This is a genomic window from Kolteria novifilia, assembly GCA_007748055.1.
Taxonomy (GTDB): domain Bacteria; phylum Planctomycetota; class Planctomycetia; order Kolteriales; family Kolteriaceae; genus Kolteria; species Kolteria novifilia.
In genome coordinates this window covers 2,937,164-2,958,647 of the sequence record CP036279.1, presented here as the reverse complement: position 1 = coordinate 2,958,647, position 21,484 = coordinate 2,937,164, and the positions used below count along the sequence as shown (strand labels likewise).

Sequence of the window (21,484 nt, the reverse complement as noted above, 5' to 3'; positions counted from 1 at the left end):
GACCCTTTCTCCGTTGGGCCATCCGTCCCGCCCACTCCATCTGCCGCCACCCATCCTGCCGAGAGCGATCGACGAGAAGCGGACGACGCCGGCGCTTCCTCCATGCTAGTCGGAAGCCGCGAAAACCGGACGAGTTCGAGAGAGATTCGGCCATTCCCGCTGTGATTGGCGCCGTTCGCGAGAGGAATCACTACGCTACCGGTGATTTTCGGGCGGCGTCGGGCAACCGACGAATGCCCTTGGAGAGGTGTCCCTACCATGCTCGAGGAAGCAAGGCCCATGCGGCATTTCGATTTGGTGGTGATTGGAACGGGCCCCGCTGGCCAGAAAGCGGCGATCCAAGCATCGAAGCTCGGCAAGGACGTCGGGATTATCGAAAAGAAGGAAGTCGTCGGCGGCTCCTGTCTCCACACGGGAACGATCCCGTCCAAGGCGCTGCGGGAAGCCGTGATGGCTCTCACCGGCACCACGGGACAGCGGGAGCGCTCCCGCCCCCAGAAGAAGATTACCCTCGATGACGTCATCTTCTGGAGCAACCGCGTCATTCGTTCCGAGATGGAAATCATCGAAGACCAAATGATGCGCAACGGTGTCGAATTGATCCGGGGCACCGGCCGCTTCGAAGATGCTCACACCCTCAAGGTGACGAGGGAACACTCCAGCGAACGGGTTACCGGCGACTACTTCGTCATCGCGACCGGCACGACTCCCGCACATGACCCGATGCTCCCTTACGACAACATCAATGTCGTCGACTCCGACGGGCTGCTCCATTTGAAGCGGCTTCCGCGAAGCATGGTGATCGTCGGCGGCGGCGTCATCGGCACCGAGTACGCGTGCATCCTCGCCACGCTCGGCGTGCAAATCACCTTGATCGAGGGACGCGACAGCCTCTTGGGATTCGTCGATCACGAAGTCATCGAGGCGCTGCAATACCACATGCGGCAAGTCGACATCACTCTTCGCTTGGGTGAACGTGTCGAGCGTGTCGAACTCTCCGATCCGGAAAACCGGCCCGGTTTTAGCAACAGCCTCGTCCGCGCCACGCTCGAAAGCGGCAAGCACATCCGATCCGACACCCTGATGTATTGCATCGGGCGAAGCGGCGCGACTCAGTCGTTGGGATTGGAGAACGTCGGGCTCGAAACCGACCATCGTGGTCGAATTAAGGTCAACGAGTTCTACCAGAGCGAGGTGCCGCACGTCTACGCGGCCGGCGACGTGATCGGATTTCCCGCGCTGGCGAGTACCTCGATGGAACAAGGACGCCTCGCGGCTTGTCACATCTTCGGCGGATCGACGAACTCCTTCCCCGAGCTCTTCCCCTACGGTATCTACGCCATCCCCGAAATCTCCATGGTCGGCAAGACCGAGGGGCAACTGACCGAGGAAGGCATCCCCTACGAAATGGGAATCGCCCGCTACAAGGAGTGTGCCCGCGGGCAACTGCTCGGCGATGACATCGGCATGCTCAAGATGCTCGTCCACGAAGAGACGCGCGAATTACTCGGCGTTCACATCATCGGCACCGGAGCGACCGAGCTGATCCACATCGGCCAAGTCGCGATGGCCCACCATGGAACGCTCGACTTCTTCATCCAGAACGTCTTCAACTACCCGACCCTGGCCGAGGCCTACAAGATCGCGGCGCTCAACGCGAACAACAAGCTCGCCACCGCGTAGCGAATTAGTCCATCATCCTTCTTCGGATGCCATCCTTCTTAGGGTACCACTGGCTGCTGGTCAGCCAGTGCCAAGGTTCCGCGCGTCACCACAACGCTCTCCACGTTGGAACAACCTCCAACATTCCGCCATTGTCTATCGTGCCAAGTGACTCACGCAATGCCCCCGCCTCGGGGCGTTGGGGAAGGCTGGTCACGAGACCCGTGAATTCCACAGGTTCCCCGTACCGCGCAAGCGGTTTGACCGTCCCACCTTGGACCAATCCGATCCACGGAACATCAATTCTTCACCGTTCCGACATCGCGACTTCACGACTCAAGGGTACAACGTCCGGCGTACCCCTTTGCTCCTTATCCTTCCCCACTCGGTGAGTCGCCCCCCCCAGGCGGCTCACCTCACCTCTTTCTTGCCAGCGTGATCGCTCTCCCCCGTCGACACGGGACGTCGAATGAAAACGTCGCTGCCCAAGGCCTTAGCCGTTACACTGGGAGCTTGAGTTCGGCTCGCCTTCCGAGATGTTTCACTCTGGAGCCGTATTGACCGACCCGCGATCCCCCCGACAGCTATAGGGAAACAATGAACCGACTTTCGATCCTGCTCGCGCTCCTGCTACTCGCCCCATCGCATGCCCGAGCCGACGCGAAACCCAAGGTCGCCAAACCGAACGTCATCTACATCCTCGCCGACGACCTCGGCTACGGCGACCTCTCCAGCTACGGCCAGGACAAACTCCAAACGCCCAACATCGATCGGCTCGCCTCCGAAGGCATGAAATTCACCGGTCACTACTCCGGCAACACCGTCTGTAGCCCATCCCGAGCCGTGCTCATGACCGGTCAGCACTCGGGCCATTGCTATCTCCGCGGCAACCTCCCCAAAGAACAGGGAGCTTCCCTCGATCCCGACATGACCGTCCTTCCCGAGGTCTTTAAGAAGGCGGGCTACACCACCGGCGCGTTCGGCAAATGGGGACTCGGTCCCACCAATCTCGAAGGCGATCCCAACCCGCTCAGTCACGGGTTCGATGAGTTCTACGGTTGGAAGAGCCAGACGATCGCCCACACCTACTATCCCACCAGCGCCGTCCACAACGGCAAAGAGATCCCGCTTGAGGAAGGGACCTTCATCCACGATCTCGTCATGGACAAGGCCCGCGACTTCATCCGAACGAGCGCCGAGAACGACGAGCCCTTCTTCTGCTACATCCCCACGGCGGTTCCCCACGCGGCGATGCACGCCCCCAAGGACCTTCACACCAAGTGGCGTAAGGTCTTTCCCCAGTTCGACAAGAAGATCGGCAAGTACGGCGCCGGCCCGGAAGAGCCCTGCCCCGACGTCCAAAACCCCATCGCCGGCTTCGGCGCCATGATGGAGAACCTGGACAACGAAGTCGGCTCGATCCTCGAACTGCTTGAAGAACTCGGCATCGACGACAACACGATCGTCATGTTCAGCAGCGACAACGGCGCCCACAAGGAAGGGGGACACGACCCGAAGTTCTGGAATTCCACCGGCGGGCTTCGCGGCCACAAACGCGACATGCACGAAGGCGGCATTCGCGCCCCGATGCTCGCGCGCTGGCCGGGCACGATCAAGCCCGGCTCGACGACCGATCATCTCAGCTCCTTCCAAGACGTTCTTCCGACCTGCGCCGAGCTCGTGGGTGAAGACGCTCCTCAGCAGAGCGACGGCATCTCCTTCCTCCCGACCCTCAAGGGAAAGGGCGCCGACCAGAAGGAGCACGACTACCTCTACTGGGAATTCTGCAAGGGACGCGATCAGAAGATCTACTCCCAGGCGGTCCGAAAGGGCAAATGGAAAGCCTACCGTCAGGCCGGCAAACCGCTCGAACTCTTCGATCTCGAAAGCGATCCTTTCGAGGAGCACGACCTCGCGAAGAAGTATCCGGGACTCACCGCCCAGATGGCGGCACGGATGGACGAAGCCCACGAGCCCCTTCCCCCCGCGACGACACAAGCGGTCACCCGAAAGGAACCCGCCAAGAGCACGGACGGTTCGCCCCGTCCCAACGTCCTTCTGCTGTGCGTCGACGACCTCCGCCCCGAGCTTGGCTGTTTCGGGGCCTCCCACATCAAGTCACCGAACATCGACCGTCTCGCGAAGACCGGTCGCGCGTTCAGCCGGCACTACGTCCAAGCCCCCACGTGCGGCGCCTCCCGCTACACCCTGCTGACCGGCCAGTACGGCGGAGCCAGCAACAACGCCCTCTTCCAACGAGCCAAACTCCTGGAAACCTCCCCGGAGTCCGTCTCCCCCAGCATGCCTGCTTGGTTTCGCCAACACGGCTACACCACGGTCTCCGTCGGCAAGGTCTCCCACCATCCCGGCGGTCGCGGCGGAGCCGACTGGGACGACTCCTCGAAACCGGAGATGCCCAAATCCTGGACGCGACACCTGATGCCCACTGGGCCGTGGAAGCATCCACGCGGCGCCATGCACGGGCTCGCCCATGGAGAGATCCGCACCAAGGCCGACAAGATGGATGTCTTTCAATCGACCGAAGGGGCCGACGACGTCTATCCCGACGGATTGACGGTCAAGGAGGCGATCGCCCAGCTCGACCAACTCGCGGCGGACAAGAGGCCCTTCTTCCTCGCGGTCGGCATCATTCGTCCCCACCTTCCCTTCGGTTCGCCGGCCAAGTACCTCGCGGACTACACGGACGCCGAACTCCCCAAGGTAGCCCATCCGAGAAAGCCGGAGGGGAAGACGACCTGGCACGGGTCGGGCGAGTTCATGAAGTACAACCGATGGGGCCGCGATCCCAACGAGGACGCCGCCTTCTCCGAGGACGTTCGCAAGCACTATTCGGCTTGCGTGACCTACGCCGACACCCTCATCGGCCAGTTGCTGGCGAAGCTCGACCAGCTTGGGCTCGCGAAGGAGACGATCGTCGTCCTTTGGGGCGACCATGGTTGGCACTTGGGGGAACATGCCGTCTGGGGCAAGCACACGCTCTTCGAGGAGTCGCTTCGTTCGCCGCTGATCATCTCCTACCAGGGCCTTTCGCAACCGGGGGCGACGAGCGCCGCGGTGGTCGAATCGCTCGATCTCTTTCCCACGCTCTGTGAGCTCACCGGCGTCGAGACGCCCGATGACGTCACGGGTACGTCGCTGCGCCCCATGCTCGACGATCCCGGCACGGCGGGGCACTTCGCGTACGCCTACAAGAACAACGCTTCGACCGTCCGCACGCCGACGCACCGACTCATCGTCCACAAGAACGGTCACGCCGAGCTTTACGATCACACGTCGCCCGAAAAGGAAACGCGCAACATCGCGAAGGACCACCCGGAACTGGTCGCGAAGCTCACCAAGCAGCTCGAACAGCGACTCGCGTCGCGGTAGCGCACCAACGACCTGTTCCCTCCGATACTGGATGCCATGTCAAGGCAAGCGTGGGCACGCAGCGAGGCTCACGCTCGTGTGTTCACGCGGGAGTCACCTGTCGTTCGACGACGATGACTCCCATCGCGCCGGAAGTCCACTTCATCGCGTCAGAGAGGGAACCGATCGATGCTGCGTCTCCTTGTTGTGTCTCTCATGGTCGTCACCGTGGGTACTCCGCTGGAACTCCATGCCGACGAAAGTTCCCCCTCGTCCAAGAACGAGCGTCCAAAACCCGGCGGGGACGGCTCTATCGTGGTGAGTGGCGACCAGAGGCAGTGGCATAAACTCACCCTGTCGATGAGTGGCCCTCAGGCCGACGAACTCGACAACGATCCCAACCCTTTCACGGACTATCGCTTCACGGTGCGATTCACCCACGAGTCAGGATCACCGGCTTACACCGTCCCGGGCTACTTCGCCGCCGATGGGGATGCCGCCAACACGGGCGCGACCTCGGGAACGACGTGGCGAGCCCACCTGTCCCCCGACAAGCCGGGCCGCTGGAGCTACGCGACCTCGATGCGACGGGGAAAGAATGTCGCCATTAACTCCAGCGCGAAGAGTATGGAGCTTCCGGCCTACGCGAAGAGGGGCCAGTTCACCATCGCTCCGACCGACAAGACCGGCCGCGACTTTCGTGCGAAGGGCCGACTCGAGTACGTTGGCAAACACTACCAACGCTTTGCAGGCAATGGAGAGTACTTCCTCAAGGCCGGCCCCGATGCTCCCGAGACGCTCCTGGCCACCATCGACTTCGACGGCACTCGCGCCAACAAGGGGCAGGTCCCTCTCAAGAGGTGGGCGCCCCATGTGAAGGACTGGCGTCCGGGCGACCCGACCTGGAAGGACGGCAAGGGCAAGGGCTTGCTCGGCGCGATCAACTATCTCGCCGCCAAGGGCTGCAACACGATCTCCTTCCTCCCCTACAACGCCGGTGGCGACGGCGACAATGTCTGGCCTTTCGTCAGCCGCGACGACAAGTTCCACTACGACTGCTCAAAACTCGCCCAATGGCAGATCGTCTTCGATCACGCCAACAACCGGGGCATGCATCTCCATTTCAAACTTCAGGAAACCGAGATGGATGACAACCGCCACGGGAAGAACTCGCGGACCAAATCGACTCCCACCGCGCTTGACGACGGCCGGCTCGGCCCGGAGCGCAAACTCTACCTCCGCGAACTGATCGCTCGCTTCGCTCACGAGTTGGCTCTCGTCTGGAATATCGGCGAGGAGAACACGCAGACGCCCGCCGAGCAACGCGACATGATCCGCTACCTCCACGACACCGATCCCTATCGCCACAACATCGCGATTCACACGTTCCCCAACCAACAGGACAAGGTCTACCCGCCGCTGTTGGGCTCCAAGTCACTCCTCACCGGTGCTTCGCTGCAGAACAACTGGAACGCGGCCCATCAACGGACCCTCAAGTGGGTGCGCGAGTCGGCTCGCGCCAACCGGCCCTGGGTGGTCTGCAACGATGAGCAAGGCCCCGCGGCCCACGGCGTCCCCCCCGACCGGGGCTATCGCGGACACGACGGCCTCGCGGGCGAGAAGAAGACCTATGACTTGCACGACATTCGCAAGCTGACGCTCTGGGGAACCCTGATGGCGGGCGGCGCGGGGGTCGAGTATTACTTTGGCTACAAACTCCCCGAGAACGACCTCCTCCTCGAAGACTTTCGCAGCCGCGACCAAACGTGGGACTATTGCCGCGTCGCGCTGGCCTTCTTCAAGGACCACGCGATCCCCTTCTGGGAGATGACCAGCGCCGACGCGTTGATCGGCAATTCGAAGTCGACCAACAGTCGATTCTGTTTCGCCAAGCCAGGCGAACTCTATCTCGTTTACTTCCCGACCGTCGAATCGACCAAACTCGACCTGAGCGACGCTGCCGGCACTTTCACCGTTCGCTGGTTCGACCCGCGGCACGGCGGACCGCTCGCCACCGGCTCCGTCACCGAGGTCACTGGCGGGAAAGCCGTTTCGCTCGGGACACCACCGAGCGCCCCCAAGGAAGACTGGTTGGCGGTCCTGCGGCGACAATGACCATCGTCGCCGACGAAAGGTGGAACCGAATGCCCTTTGAATCGTCGTGTACCCTTTGCTTGCTCGTCGTGATCGGCACCATCGCCGGCGCGAAGGAGAAGCCCAAAGCGATCGAGGCCGACGTTTGCGTCTATGGCGCGACGCCCTCGGGGATCGTCGCCGCGATCGCGGTCAAACGCGAAGGCCGCTCGGTCGTGATCGTCGAACCGAGTCGGTGGGTCGGGGGCGTTCTGGGCGCTGGGCTCAAGCCGCTACAGGACTGTCCCAGCTACGCCGCCACCGGAGGGCTGACCAAGGAACTGCTGCCGACGTTGGGAAAGGATTTTCCCTGGTGGGAACCTTCGGAGAAGAACGACGCGAAGACGGGCGGCGACCGCGTCTACGGACCTGACAGCATCCGTGAGGACTTCGAGTCGCTCCTCAAGGTTCACGGCATCGAGGTCATCCGGGAGCACCGCGTGGCCACTTGTGATCTTAGGGACGCGACGATCGTCAAGGCATCCTTCGATCTCGCCCCTTTCGACGACCTGGGCTGCCCTCCCGCCGAAGCGACGGCCGAGAACAACCTGACCGTCGCCGCGAAGGTCTTTCTCGATGCGAGCTACGACGGCGACTTGATGAAGCGGGCAGGCGTGAGCTACCGCGTCGGACGCGAGGCCGCCGCCGAGTTCGATGAGCCCAATGCCGGGGTCCAGCCCCCCATGCTCTTAACGCCGATCGATCCCTTCGTCACCCCTGGCGATCCCTCGAGCGGCTTGCTCAAGTGGGTCCTCGCCGATCATGGCAACGACGGAGGGGCCGCCGATGGCTACACCCAGGCCTACAACTATCGCTACTACACGACGTCCGATCCGAAGCGACAGTACCCCATCACGCCACCCGCCGACTACTCACCCGAGGACTACGAACTCGTCGGCCGCTACGTGTCCTATTTGGTCGACACGATCGACGACCCGGCGAAGCTGCGCAAGAGTCTCATCGGGATCTTCCCCGGCTGGAAGAACTCCGGAGAGTGGAACTACCAGCGCGACACCCTCTTCTCCATGGCGCCGCTGGGGATCAGCTACCTCTACGCGGATGGCGACTACGCCACGAAGAGCCGCGTCTGGAAGGCGCACCAAGACTATCTTCGCGGCTTGCATCACTTCATGAGCACCGATCCTCGGGTGCCGAAGTCGTATCGCGAGGAGGTCGCGGCGCTTGGACTCGACGCCCGCTTCCATCACGAGACTAAGGGCTGGCCACACCAGCTCTACGTCCGCGTCGCCCGCCGTTTGAACGGCCCCTATACCGTCACCGCTCACGACGTCTACAACCAGACGAGCGTCGACGATCCGATCGGCCTGGCCCAGTACGGTATCGACGTCTACCCCGTCCGAAGGATCTGGGTGCGCGACGGCGATCAGGTCAAGGTCGGCGTCGAAGGCAAAATGTTCGTCGGCGGCAGCAAAGGACCAACCAACGTTCCCTACCCAATCTCCTATCGGGCTATCACGCCGCGTGCCGAGGAGTGCGGAAACCTGCTGGTACCGGTCTGCTTCTCCGCCACACATCTCGGCTACGCCTCGGCGCGGATGGAGCCGGTCTTCATGATCTGCGGCGAGTCGGCCGGCATCGCCGCCTGTCACGCGATTGATGAAGGCACCAGCGTCCAAAAGATCGACATGGCGACTTATCGCCAAGCTCTCGAGAAGGCCAAACAGAAGCTCGTCTGGGATCCGAACGTCGACCATCCGGTCCGCCCCCCGCGAGGTTCCAAGCCGCGAAGCTATTCCTTCGAGAGCCTCCTCGACCAAAGCGACACCAACGGCGACGGCGTCGTCTCCCTAGACGAGTGGAACGCCGCGAAACCCGACTGGTCCTGGCTCTTCGTTGTGACCGATTCCAACAACGACGGCCGCCTCACCGGCGCGGAGTACCTCGCCCTCCAGAAGTTCAAGACCGAGAATGCGGACTGGCAGGTGTTGCTGCGGAAGCAGGGGAGTTCGTCGCTCGAGTCACCCTAGGTGACGATGCGTCGAGAGTGCGAAAGGCGAATTGAATGGTGATGGGCAGTGCGCCGCGTGAGGCCGGCATCGAGGAACGCGTCACGTGAACCGGCTATGAGGCACGGCTCGCATCGTCGTCAATCCTGACGGCGCACTCCAAGAAAAACGAAACCCTCCATCTTTCAGGAGGGTGTCCGACCAGCGGGCCATCAACTAACTTGAAGCCCGCTGGGTCTCGGCGGGCGACCGAGTGACTCGATGCCCGCATTCGCGTTGACTGTCAATTAGACAGGGCGAACGTTCTCGGCGCGCGGGCCCTTGGGGCCTTGGCCTTCCTCATACTCCACCGTCTGATTCTCTTGGAGCTCTTCGATCGTCGTTCCGACCAGCGCGGAATGATGAAAGAAGATTTCGTTACGTTCGCCTTTGATGAAACCGAAGCCCTTGTCGGTGACAAGCTTCTTGATCGTGCCTTGGGGCATTGCGTTCTCCCTCACAAAAAGATGATAGCCATGAACGTGTTTCAGCGCATTGCTCTAGACCGCACGCTCGCTCGGTCGACGCGGTTTCCGCGTTTTCTTCTTGGGACGATCGTTCGACCGGCCCGATGTCTTGACAAAGTTCCCGGAGGAGTGCTGAGCACCCCGCCGCTTCGAACGAGGTTTCGATCTCGCCGCCGGAGCCGGCGTTCGTTCCACCGTCTCCGCGGGAGCAGCCATCGCCTCGCCGGACACCTCGCCCGACTTTCCCTGTATCGATTGAACGGGAACCGGCTGGCCAGTCAATCGTTCAATCGAACGAAGCTGATTTCGCTCGTCCCGAGAACAGAACGAGATCGCCTGACCCGACGCTCCCGCACGACCCGTTCGCCCAATGCGATGGACGTAAACCTCCGGCGTGTCGGGCAAGTCGAAATTGATCACGTGCGAGATCGACGAGAAGTCGAGCCCCCGCGAGGCGAGATCGGTCGCCACCAACACCGTGGGTGTGGGCGAGTTGAATTTGCGAATCGCGGCCTGGCGTTGGGCGTGGCTCTTGTTGCCGTGAATCGAGACCGCGCGGATGCCGTCACGCTGCAAATTGCGGGCGATCTTGTCGGCGCCATGCTTCGTGCGCGAAAAGACAAGCGTCCGGGAACGGGGCGTCTCGTGGAGGAACTGCGTCAGCGTCGCTGCCTTGTCGCCTCGTTCGACGAAACAAACCGATTGCGTCACCTGCCGCGGCGTCGAGGAGACCGGCGAGACGTTGACCTCGATCGGCTTGGTCAGCCACTGCTTGGCCAATTCGCGAATCTGCTTCGGCATCGTCGCCGAAAACATCAGCGTCTGGCGCTGCTCGGGAACGTGGGTGACGATTCTCCGCAAGTCGTGGATGAAGCCCATGTCGAGCATCTGATCGGCTTCGTCGAGGATCAGCACCTCCACCGCGGATAGATCAATGAATCCCTGATCGACGAGGTCCAGGAGTCGCCCCGGCGTCGCGACGAGGACGTCGACGCCCGACTGGAGTGCCCGCACCTGTCTGCCCTGAGGAACGCCGCCGAAGATGACGGTGTACCGAAGGCTCGTATGCTTGCCATACGTCATCAGGCTCTGGCCAACCTGGCCGGCCAGTTCGCGCGTCGGGGCCAACACGAGGGCGCGAATGACTCGGTTGCCGCCGCCCTGCCGTCGTCGTTTCCCGCCTGAGGAGGGGACGGAGGACTCCTCAAGCCGATGCAACGTGGGAAGGGTGAACGCGGCGGTCTTGCCGGTACCCGTTTGGGCACAGCCGAGGATGTCCCGCCCCGCGAGGAGCTTGGGGATGGCCTTTTGTTGGATGGGGGTCGCTGTTTCGTAGCCGGTCGTTTTGAGGCTACGGAGAATTGGCTCGCAGAGCGCGAGATCTTCAAATCGCATTCGTTCTCGATCTTTCTTCGACAAAGCACTGTTTCGGCCGCTCACCGGAGCGGGCACGAGGTGCTGGCAGCGTGAACACACTGACAGCCGATCAATGGTGGAGCAAGCGAATCAGTCTCGGTCGGAAGGAAGATACCAGGAAGAAAGCTTCAATCGGTTGCGGTTGAATCATCGTCCTGGTGACTACAGTCTCGAATTTGAATGAACACGGCCAAACTCATCGAGCTTGCCGGTCTCGCGCCATGTTGTCCGATCATAACACACGTCGTTCGTCCACGATAGATCACCCGGCGACTTTCCCTCGCACGAGGTGCTCCTCACGCCCGCGGGAACGGAAGTTCTCCCATCCCCTTCCAGGACGCATCAAACTCATCGCGACCGATGAAACTTCGCACGGTTCCGCGAACCGCCATCGCTTCGAGGGTCCCGTCCAGCCAGTTCGTCGAGGTGATGGAAGGAATCCGTGTCCGAGACGACTCAAGTGCCGAAGGTGGGACTCGAACCCACACTCAGTTGCCTGAACTGGATTTTGAATCCAGCGCGTCTGCCATTCCGCCACTTCGGCTTGAGATGCAAAAGAACATTCTATGGCCCAGCAGGCCTCCCGCCAATGTCTCGGCACGCATCGTTTTTGGCAAAGAGGATGCGTGAGCCGATCAATCGAATGAGGTGCCACGATCGTCGTAGGTTCACTTCTTCTTGCGATGGACCCCGGAACGGCGCTCGTCGATGGGGGCCAAGGGACCGCCGTGGACCGCAACCTCTTCGTCGCAGCGGGCCCGCATCGTGTCGAGGACCGAGGCGTACGCGGGATTGCTCGCGAAATTCGTGAGTTGGTCGGGATCCTTCTCGAGATCGTGGAGGAACTCGTACACGGGCCACTGATCGAAGTAACGGGCGTAGACATAGCGCGGACCGCGAATCCCCTCCCACGTGATGTTCGGCGCCAGCGAGACGTGCTCGCAGAAGAAATCGCGGCGCCAATCGGAAGTCGGCTCTCCGGCGACGAGCGGCGCGAGGCTCTCACCCTGATACTCGCTGGGGATCGTCGTGCCGGCCCAGTCGAGAAAAGTCGACGGCAAATCGAGGTTGAGCACCATCCGCTCGTCGACGCGACCACGCTTCTCCTTCGGCAGCCGGGGATCGACGACGATCATCGGCACGCGCAGCGACTGCTCGTAGTGCGACCACTTGCCGGCGAAGCCACGGTCGCCCATGTAGTAGCCGTTGTCGGCGGAGTAGATGACGATCGTGTTGTCGGCGAGCCCCCGCTCGCGCAGAGTCTCGAGCACGCGGGCGATGACGCCATCAATGCCGCTGATCATGCGGTAGTACGCCCGCATATTGGTCTGATACTTCTCCGGCGTGTCCCAGCGCCAGAAGTAACGTTCGCGATTGAGTGAGTTCTTCAGGAAGTCGGGTTGGCCGGCGTAGATCGCTGGGTCGTCGAGTCGCGGTGGCGCCATGGTGAGGTCGTCGTACATTCCGTCGACCGCCTTGGGCCAGGGGTAGTGGCCGATGCCCGGACGCTTGTCGCGGTCCTCGGCGTGGGCGGCGTTGAACCAAAGATTGAGGCAGAAGGGCTGATCCTTCGGCTGCGACTCGAGAAACGCGACGGCGCCATCGCCAATCAGTTCGGAAGTGTGTCGCTCGGTCCCATCGGCCTGCTTCTTGAAGTAGGGATTGCGAGAAATCTTCTCGAACTCGTCGTAGTGGTCTTTGGGGTTGAAGCCTTTCGGCGTGTGGGCGTGCCACTTGCCGTAGAAGCCGGTGCGGTAGCCCGCCTGGCGCAGGAGATCGGGATAGAGTTGGCCGAGCGCTTCGGGCTTAATCGCGTCGGGCTGCGTCGGCGTTCCGAACGAGCGGGCGGTCAGCCCCGTCAGGATGGTCGACCGGCTGACCCAACAGATCGACGTGGTGACGAAGGCATTGTTGAATCGCACGCCCTCGGCGGCCAAACGGTCGATCGTCGGCGTCTTGACGATCGGATGACCGGCACAACCAAGCGTGTCGTGGCGTTGGTCGTCGGCGAAGAAGAAGAGGATACTCGGAGGTTGCTCGGCGCCAGCCTTGGTGGCCGTGACGAAGGTCGATCCGATCGCGATCGCGACTATTGAAGAGAGCAGTCGTTGCATGGAGGCCTCTCGAAAACAAGATCCCCGCGCGAGGGAGAAACCAGGCGCGGGGACTCGTGTGATCGGTTCGCGGAGCGAATGAGGACGCTTGCGTCCGAGGTTACAGTTCCCAGCCGGAGCGGTAGGTCGGCTTGATCAGGGCCGCGGCTTCGGGAGCATTGGTCGCCTTCATCGCGGCGCCGTCCCATTCGATCGTCTTGTTCAAACGGATCGCGAGGTTCCCGAGAAGAACCGCCTCGGTGAAGGGACCGGCCTGGGCGAAGTTCGACTGGGCCGCGGGACCGCCCTTGCACGCCTCGAGCCACTCCGCGTCCTCGTTCTTGCAACGCGGCAGCGTCTTGGGCGTCTTCTCCTTATACTCGGCGACACGTTTGGGATCGGTCGCGATGAAGTTGGTGTTGCCACGATTGCCGATGAGTTTGCCCTCGTCGCCGATGAGCAGGTAGTCGAACTTCGTGTACTTGATCGGCTGCGACTTGCCCTCCTTGTCCTTCGAGGTCAAGTCGAGCCCCTCGAAGATTGCCATGTCGGGGTTGCGGTTGCCGTCGTACCACGCGAAGGTCAGCCCGTCGTGAGCGTAGTCGTTGCCGGGGAAGGTGTAGGTAACCGTCGCTTCCTTCGGACCGGAGACGTCCGTGTTGCCCTGGGACGTGGCCGAGACCTTGGTCGGCTGCTTGAGATCGAGCGCCCAGTAGGGCGTATCCATGATGTGGCAGCCCATGTCGCCAAGGGCTCCGGTGCCGTAGGCCCACCAACCGCGCCACTTGAAGGGACAGTACTCCGGGCTGTAGTCGGTATAGTCGGCCGGCCCCAACCAGAGATCCCACGCGAGGGTCTCGGGCACGGGCGCCCCCTTGGGCAACTCGGTCATGCCCTGCGGCCAGATCGGACGGTTGGTCCAGGTGTGGACCTCCTTGACCTTGCCGATGACGCCCGCACGAACCAGTTCGACGGCCCGGCGGACGCCTTCACCCGCATGCGCCTGGTTACCCATCTGAGTGGCGACGCCGGTCTCCTTGGCGAGGTCGGTCAGGTAGCGTGCTTCCCAGATCGTCCGCGTCAGCGGCTTCTGGCAGTAGACGTGCTTGCCCTTCTTCATCGCCATCGCGCTGGCGACTGTATGAGTGTGGTCCGGCGTCGAGACCGTCACCGCGTCGATCTTGTCGCCCAACTTGTCCAGCATCTCGCGAAAGTCGTGAAAGTAGGGAGCGTCGGGGAACTTCTTGACCAGGCCGGGGCGTTTCTCGCTTCCCTTGGCCTGTTTGTCATCGACATCGCAGAGGGCGACGATCTGGCCGCCGGCGTTGCTGACGTCCATGACGTCGGAGTAGCCCTTGCCGCCGATACCGATCCCGGCGACGGCGACCCGTTCGTTGGCTCCCCAAACTCGAGAGGGAATATAGGTGAACGCGAAGGTCGACGCGGCGGCGCTCGCCACGAACTTACGGCGTGACATTCCCTTCTTGGCGGGCTTCGACATGATCTTCTCTCCTCTTGGGTGGGATCGGTCAGGATGGTCGATGGACAACGCGCCCGAGCGGGCCGCTCTTCGGTCTCCCCCCTGCTTTCAACGTCCGAACGAGCCGGCAACGCTCACCGTTGAATCCGGCGGTGAGCCGATGACGCGCGATGATGGTGCCATGCTACATTTGCTCAAACGCTTCCTCCAGAGAGAATGTGACAAACATCCAACGATCGTCCTTCTCCTGGTTGGGCTTGGCGTCCGCGAGCAGCTCCCGCATCCGGGGCAGCAGCGGGCGGGCATGATCCCCCAGCAGTTGTGCCGTCCGCGTGGCATGGAGGACGACGTCGAGATCGTCGCTGCCCATTTCCTCCCGCAAGACATCCAACGCCGCGCGATCATCCCGACGCCCGAGCGCGCCGGCCGCCTCGATCCGGACACTGGGGGATTGGTCGCGAAGAGCTAACCTCAGCGCCTCGATGCCGTGCTTGGGCAAGTCGGGATGAGCATGGAGCCCGACCGCCGCCCAGTAGCGGATTGCCGGGTCGTCGTCCTCGAGAAGCGAGATCTGACGGGACAGCGCCTCGGGACGCCCGACGAGATCCGCGACCTCCAGCAACCGCTCGAGCGGGTAGTCATCACTCCCGGCCATCGCGATCGGCGTCCTCTCGCCCGATCGGCGCCACGCCTCTTGCTCAGTGAGAAATCCGAGATCGCCGGTCTCGAGCATCCAGCGGCGCAGTTCGCCACGTAGCCGCTTCACCTGGAAGGCGTACTTGGGGTCGTCGGCGAGATTGTGGATCTGGTGAGGATCGTGCTGAGAGTCGTAGAACTCGACCAGTGCCCGGCGCGGTCCGGCGTAGCCCATCTGGGTGACGTTCAGCTTGCCTTCGGCCGCGAGACGGGTGATCTCCCGACGCATCGGGGCGTTGTCGGAGTAGCGTTCCGGCTGGTTCCACGAGCGATGCGGCATGTAGTTGCGGATATAGAGCCAACGACCATCACTGACACCGCGGGCGACGTCAAAAGCTTCATCAACGCGATCGCGAGCACCGAAAACGTACTGCCTTGGAGCCCCCTCGGCGTACCCTAAAAACGCGACGCCCTGCATGCGCTTGGGAACTGGCAAGCCGACGAGGCTCAGCATCGACGGGGCAAAGTCGACGAAGCTGACCAAGCGGTCGGTCGTGGATCCCGCCTTGCCGGGGGCGAGATGAGCGAAGCGTTCGGGCACGCGAATCACCAAGGGGACGTGCAAGCCGGACTCGTGCAAGAGCCGTTTGCCGCGTGGCATCCCCATACCGTGATCGGAGAAGAAGACGACGATCGTCTCGTCGGCGAGGCCATCCTCGTCGAGCTGCCGTAGGAGTTCGCCCACCTCGGCATCCATCGCTTGCACGCAGTCGTGGTAGCGGGCGATCGACCGTCGTACCGTCGGCGTGTCGGGGTAGTAGGGCGGCACGTGCACCGTCTTGGGTGACTGCCGGTGCTCGGGATCGAGCTGCTTCGCCACCTTCTGCTCGAACTCATCCCAAGGCCAAACGCTGGTACGGGACTGATGCGACGTCATCAGGTTGAAGACGCTGAAGAAGGGTTTGCCCCCGGGTCGGCTTCGCCAGTGAGCCTTGGCACTGCTCTCGTCCCAGGCGTCGCGAATGAAGGCGGCTTCGTTGGCGACGTTGTAGTCGGTCTTGACGTTGTTCGTGCAGTAGTATCCCGCTTCGCGCAGCAACGCGGGAAAGCCGCGAACCGCCTCGGGAACGGGGAACCGCGAGCGAAGCCGTTGGGTGCCGAGCGAGGTCGCGTACATCCCCGTGATCAGGCACGAGCGAGCCGGCGAGCAGACGGGATTCGTCGCGTAGGCGTGGGTGTAGCGAACGCCCTGCCGGGCGAGTTGGTCGATGTGAGGCGTCCGCGCGTCGGGGTCTCCGTAGCAGCCGAGGTTCGGACTCATGTCCTCGGCGGTGATCCAGAGGATGTTCGGCCGCGAGTCCTCCGCGCCGCCACTGGCCAGCAAGAGCGCCAACAACAAAGAACCCATCAACAAATCTCCTTGTAACCTCATCACCGAAGGGCATATCTTGATTCCCCTCTCCCGCGGGGAGAGGGGGCTTGTATTCGGGATTTACCCTTGCTTTACGAGCCGGAATATCCCTCAACGACGTTTGCGTACCTCTCCGTAACCAAGCGAGTTGCTCATGTCAGGCAATAGCCTGACCTACCGGTCCGTCTATAGTTGCTCATGTCTCCGCAACCAAGCGAGTTGCTCATGTCAGGCAAGTAGCCTGACCTACTGGTCCGTCTAGCTCCAAGTGTCAGGAGTTCCTCACCTCTCCTTGGGGAGAGGTCGGCGAGCGAAGCGAGACGGGTGAGGGAGATTCCGGCTCGGAAATTCAAGGCTCGTTCGCGAATGGGAACCCCCTCACCCCTAGCCCCTCTCCCGCGGGGAGAGGGGAACCCTAAAGCCTGATGCTTGGGCCTAGATGGGCCACGACCGGGTCCAATTCATGCCCACGCAAACATCATCCACGCCGCATGCCCTCGATGAGCGCGAGTCGCTTTCCATGCCCACGGATTTCCGTGGGCATGGCACCCGAGAGGGACTCAAGTCGACATGAATTGGCTGGCTACGTCGCGAGACTCTTGCGAATGCGCTCGAGCAGCTTCTGCGTCGCGAGCACGCCGTCGACTTCGCTCATCTTCGATCCCTCGAACTCGATGGCGACGGGGCCTCGGAATCCCGAATCGACGATGATCTTCATGATGCGCGGATAGTCGATGTGTGTCTCCAATCCCTGCTCGTTGAAGTCGTGCGACTTGGCCGAGACGACCGCCGTGTAGGGCATCAGCGCCTTGGTTCCTTCATAGGCGTCGTAATTGCCGAACTTGCCGAAGTCGGGCATCGCCTTGCAGCGAGCGTGCCCAAGTTCCTTGAAGACGCTCGCGAGCCAGTCGCCCTGTCGAGCGAGGTCCGACGCCCCCGGCTCGATGACAATCGTCAGGTCCCGCGATTGCGCGTAGTCGGAGAGTTGCCGAAGACTCTCGACCGCCAACGCGCGGGCTTCGTCGGGACTCTTCCCCCCCGCCTTGAGGAAGATGCGAACGTATTTGCATCCGAGCAGCGCGGCGCGATCGAACCAAGGCTTCGCGGCGTCGACCGCCTTGGCTCGCTTCGCGGCGTCCTTGGAGGCGGTGTCGAGCGGCCCGATCATAAGCAGGAACAAGTCGGTGCCCGCGTCCGTGGACCGCCCCCTCAGTTCCTTGTAGAAGGACTCGCTCGCTAGCTTTTCCTCGGGGAAGGAACCGTTCCACAGGTCGATCATGTCGATGCCGAAGGTCTTCTTCGCGAAGTCGGGATAGTCCATGACATCGAGTTCGCCCTTCTTGAGCATGCGGTGTAGCGAGTATTGCGAGAGGGCGATCGTGTAGAGGGAATCGGTCGAGTCCGCGGCGAACAGCTCGCGCGTCGCAAGGGGCGATAGGCCGAGTCCGGCCGCCATTGCCGCGCCGCGAGAGAGAAACTGACGCCGGGTAGATTGCTTACTCATCTTGCCCTCGAGTGGCTGATTGCGGTTCAATTTGGAATGCCAGGAGGATCGGTTTCCCGTCTGGTTGTCGACCAGGTTACCAACTCCGAGCCAAGGGTGACATCAGGAAAGGGCGAGCGGAAAGACAGCGCGCCGCCATATACTTAACAACACTAAATATATCTTGCGTGGAGGCAAACTCTCGCGGACAATGTCCTTGAGGTGACCAGACCACACCGACACTCGCTACGTTTGACATGCCTATCCCCTACTGACTTGCCCAGAAGGAAACGACGACATCATGGTTGGCCGCTACTCGCATGGGACGCTCTGGGCTTGCCTTGCCTTCTTCTGCTCCGGTCATTCGCTCCTTGCCGACGAGCCTCCGAACATCGTCCTCATCCTCGCCGACGACTTGACCTATGACGATCTCGGCTGCGAGGGCAATCCCGACGTCCAGACGCCGAACATCGACCGCCTCGCCACCCAGGGAAAACGGTTCACCCACTGCTTCACCGCGACCGCGATGTGTGCCCCGACACGGCAGCAACTCTACACCGGCATCTGGCCAGTGCGAAATGGGGCCTATCCCAATCACAGCAAGGTCAAACCCGGAACCAAAAGCATCGTCCATCACCTACAAACACTCGGGTATCGTGTCGGGATTCACGGGAAGACCCACTTCGGACCTCCGCGCTCCTTCCCCTTCGAAAAGGTCACGAGCATTGACGACTTCATCAATGACGGCGATCGGCCCTACTGTCTGGTCGTCGCCTCCAACGATCCCCATGTTCCCTGGAGAAAGGCGACCGACGTCGACCCGGCAACGCTGACGCTTCCTCCCTATCTCGTCGACACCCCACAAACGCGACAAGCCTGGGCGAACTACCAAGCCGACATCAAAGCGCTCGACGACGAAGTGGGCAAGATCGTCGATACCGTCGACCGATCCGCGAGCGCCGACAACACGCTGGTGATCTTCACGAGCGAACAAGGTGCGCAGTTTCCTTCCGGCAAGTGGACCTGCTACGAGAACGGTCTGCGCACCGCTTTCATCGTCCGTTGGCCCGGTCAGGTAAAACCAGACACCGTCTCCAATGCGATGATTCGCTACGTCGATGTCGTTCCGACGTTGGTCGAGATTGCGGGCGGAGATCCGAAGAGCATCGATACCGGGCGCGACGGAGCCCCCGACGGCGGCCGGGGCTTTGATGGTTCGAGTTTTTTGCCGGTGCTCCTGGGCAAGCGCCACTCGCACGCGCGATACACCTACGGCGTGCATACGACCGAAGGTATCATCGCGGGAAAGCCCTATCCAATCCGTTCGATTCGAAACCGACGCTTCAAATACATCGCGAATCTGATGCCTGACGAAACGTTCCAGAACACACTCATTGCCCACGATGGTTCGGGCTACTGGAAGTCCTGGGTCGAAGCGGCGAAGACCGATCCGAAAGCCGCGAAACTCGTTCAACGCTACCTGAAACGCCCCGCGGTGGAGTTCTACGACCTGTGCGTCGATCCCCACGAACTTGACAACCTCGCCGATCGACCGGAGTACAGCAGCCGCAAGGATGAGATGCGCGGGCTATTGAACGCCTGGATGGAGCAACAGGGCGACCGCGGAGTAGAAACCGAACTCGCCGCGAAGAAGGCGCAACGCCGCGGGCGCCGCAAGAAGGCGAAGGCACGCGGCAATATGAAGTCCGATCGCCCCAACATTGTCTTGATCATGGCTGACGACATGGGGTTCTCGGACATCGGCTGTTACGGCGGCGAGATCGAAACCCCGACCCTCGATCGGCTCGCTCGCGAGGGCTTGCGATTCACTCAGTTTTACAACACCGGTCGATGCTGCCCGACACGCGCTTCGCTGCTGACCGGCCTGCATCCCCATCAGACGGGGATTGGGCACATGACCAACGACCCGCGAGGCCCCAAGTCGAACGACCGCGGCCTTCCCGGCTATCGCGGCTTCCTCAACCGGCGCTGCGTCACGCTTGCCGAAGCGCTCAAGAGCGCCGACTATCACACGCTCATGGCGGGCAAATGGCACGTCGGCTACCACGGCCAGGAGAAATGGCCGCTGGCTCGCGGGTTCGACCGCTTCTATGGCATTCTCTCAGGGGCCAGCAACTATTTTCAACCGCTACCTCCACGCGGATTGACGCTGGGCAACGAGCCGGTCCTGCCTGAGGGGGACTACTACACGACCGACGCGTTCACGGACTATGCCATCGACTTTGTGAACGAAGCGTCCAGCGCCGACGATCGCCCGTTCTTTCTCTACCTGGCGTACACCTGTCCACACTGGCCGCTCCACGCTCGCCCCGAGGACATCGCGAAATACCGCGGCAAGTACAAGTTGGGCTGGGACAAGCTTCGCGAACAACGGCATCATCGGCTCAAGGATCTTGGCATCGTCAACAAGGAGTGGGCTCTTGCCCCCCGCGACGCGCGTGCTTGGGACAATCTCGATGCCGCCAAGCAGGATGAGATGGACGAGCGGATGGCGATCTACGCCGCCCAGGTCGACCGCATGGACCAGAACATCGGCCGACTGGTCGGTGCCCTCGAACAACTCGGGGAATTGGACAACACGTTGCTGCTCTTCCTCGTCGACAACGGTGGCTGTGCCGAGGGAGGCGAACTCGGCGGGGCTCCGCGTGGGGACCTCAACAACCGCGAGAAGTATGGCGTCATTTCCTATGGCCAAGCCTGGGCGAACGCCTCGAACACGCCCTTTCGGCGCTACAAGCACTACGTTCACGAAGGGGGGATCTCGACGCCGCTGATTGCCCATTGGCCCAACGGGATCGCGGAGAAGGGATCGCTACGCCACCAACCCGCCTACCTTCCCGACATCATGCCGACGTTGGTCGACGTCAGCGGGGCGAGCTATCCCACCACCTTTCGCGGACACGAGATTGAGCCCATGGAAGGGATGAGCCTGCTAGCCGCGTTCGCGAACGAGCCTCTCGAGCGTGAGGCGATGTACTGGGAACATGAGGGCAATCGCGCGATCCGGACGGGCGACTGGAAGTTGGTCTCGGCGCGGCGAAACCGGATCATGGGCGGCCCGTGGGAACTCTATGACCTTGCCAGCGACCGGACCGAGGAAAACGACTTGAGCGGCGAACATCCCGATCGGGTCAAGCGGATGGCGCAGCTTTGGACCGAATGGGCCCAGCGATGCCAAGTCCTGCCCCAACGGCCGACGAAGAGCGAGGCGAAACGAGTTCGGACGACTTCTCGGACAAGCCCTTCATTTTGAGGTCGCGCTGTCGCTACGATAGGGGCGGCGACGAGCGAGCCGAGAGCATCGGTT

11 protein-coding genes and 1 tRNA gene are annotated in these 21,484 nt (G+C 62.1%); 5 read left to right on the top strand and 7 right to left on the bottom strand.

The annotated features are described in order from the left end of the window. Positions 1-279 precede the first annotated feature (279 nt). The 4 genes from sthA (at position 280) to Pan216_RS10925 (ending at position 9,152) form a co-directional block, all read left to right on the top strand. Positions 280-1,683: a Si-specific NAD(P)(+) transhydrogenase gene (gene sthA / locus Pan216_RS10940; RefSeq protein WP_145258031.1), complete on the top strand. Its 1,404-nt coding sequence runs from the start codon at positions 280-282 to the stop codon at positions 1,681-1,683. A gap of 576 nt (positions 1,684-2,259) precedes the next feature. Continuing rightward, positions 2,260-5,052, top strand: a complete 2,793-nt coding sequence (locus Pan216_RS28240; protein ID WP_419193513.1) for a sulfatase-like hydrolase/transferase — start codon at positions 2,260-2,262, stop codon at positions 5,050-5,052. A gap of 168 nt (positions 5,053-5,220) precedes the next feature. Further along, positions 5,221-7,146 (top strand): DUF5060 domain-containing protein, encoded by a 1,926-nt coding sequence (locus tag Pan216_RS10930; RefSeq protein WP_145258030.1) that lies wholly within the window; start codon positions 5,221-5,223, stop codon positions 7,144-7,146. A 29-nt stretch (positions 7,147-7,175) separates the two neighbouring features. Continuing rightward, the gene (locus Pan216_RS10925; protein WP_419193512.1) at positions 7,176-9,152 is read left to right on the top strand and encodes an FAD-dependent oxidoreductase; all 1,977 of its coding nucleotides are present in this window, start codon (positions 7,176-7,178) and stop codon (positions 9,150-9,152) included. A 266-nt stretch (positions 9,153-9,418) separates the two neighbouring features. Here the strand turns inward: Pan216_RS10925 and Pan216_RS10920 are convergent, their stop codons facing one another. The 7 genes from Pan216_RS10920 to Pan216_RS10890 all read right to left on the bottom strand — a co-directional run bounded on the left by Pan216_RS10920 (position 9,419) and on the right by Pan216_RS10890 (position 18,177). Next, positions 9,419-9,616, bottom strand: coding sequence for a cold-shock protein (locus Pan216_RS10920; protein WP_145258028.1), 198 nt, complete (start codon positions 9,614-9,616; stop codon positions 9,419-9,421). A 54-nt stretch (positions 9,617-9,670) separates the two neighbouring features. Beyond that, a complete protein-coding gene (locus Pan216_RS10915; protein ID WP_145258027.1) occupies positions 9,671-11,032 on the bottom strand; it encodes a DEAD/DEAH box helicase in 1,362 nt (453 codons plus the stop codon). Between the two features lie 482 nt (positions 11,033-11,514). Further along, a tRNA-Leu gene (locus Pan216_RS10910) sits at positions 11,515-11,597 on the bottom strand. Positions 11,598-11,721: 124 nt separating this feature from the next. Beyond that, complete coding sequence (locus Pan216_RS10905) at positions 11,722-13,167, bottom strand: sulfatase family protein (RefSeq protein WP_145258026.1); 1,446 nt, start codon at positions 13,165-13,167, stop codon at positions 11,722-11,724. Positions 13,168-13,267: 100 nt separating this feature from the next. Beyond that, positions 13,268-14,647 (bottom strand): Gfo/Idh/MocA family protein, encoded by a 1,380-nt coding sequence (locus tag Pan216_RS10900; RefSeq protein ID WP_145258025.1) that lies wholly within the window; start codon positions 14,645-14,647, stop codon positions 13,268-13,270. A 163-nt stretch (positions 14,648-14,810) separates the two neighbouring features. Then, complete coding sequence (locus Pan216_RS10895; protein ID WP_419193511.1) at positions 14,811-16,670, bottom strand: sulfatase-like hydrolase/transferase; 1,860 nt, start codon at positions 16,668-16,670, stop codon at positions 14,811-14,813. A 586-nt stretch (positions 16,671-17,256) separates the two neighbouring features. Next, on the bottom strand, positions 17,257-18,177 hold the full coding sequence (locus Pan216_RS10890) for a sugar phosphate isomerase/epimerase family protein (RefSeq protein ID WP_145258023.1): 921 nt from the start codon (positions 18,175-18,177) through the stop codon (positions 17,257-17,259). A 280-nt stretch (positions 18,178-18,457) separates the two neighbouring features. Here Pan216_RS10890 and Pan216_RS10885 point away from each other — a divergent pair, with 280 nt between their 5' ends. Then, positions 18,458-21,430, top strand: coding sequence for a sulfatase-like hydrolase/transferase (locus Pan216_RS10885; protein ID WP_145258022.1), 2,973 nt, complete (start codon positions 18,458-18,460; stop codon positions 21,428-21,430). Positions 21,431-21,484 lie beyond the last annotated feature (54 nt).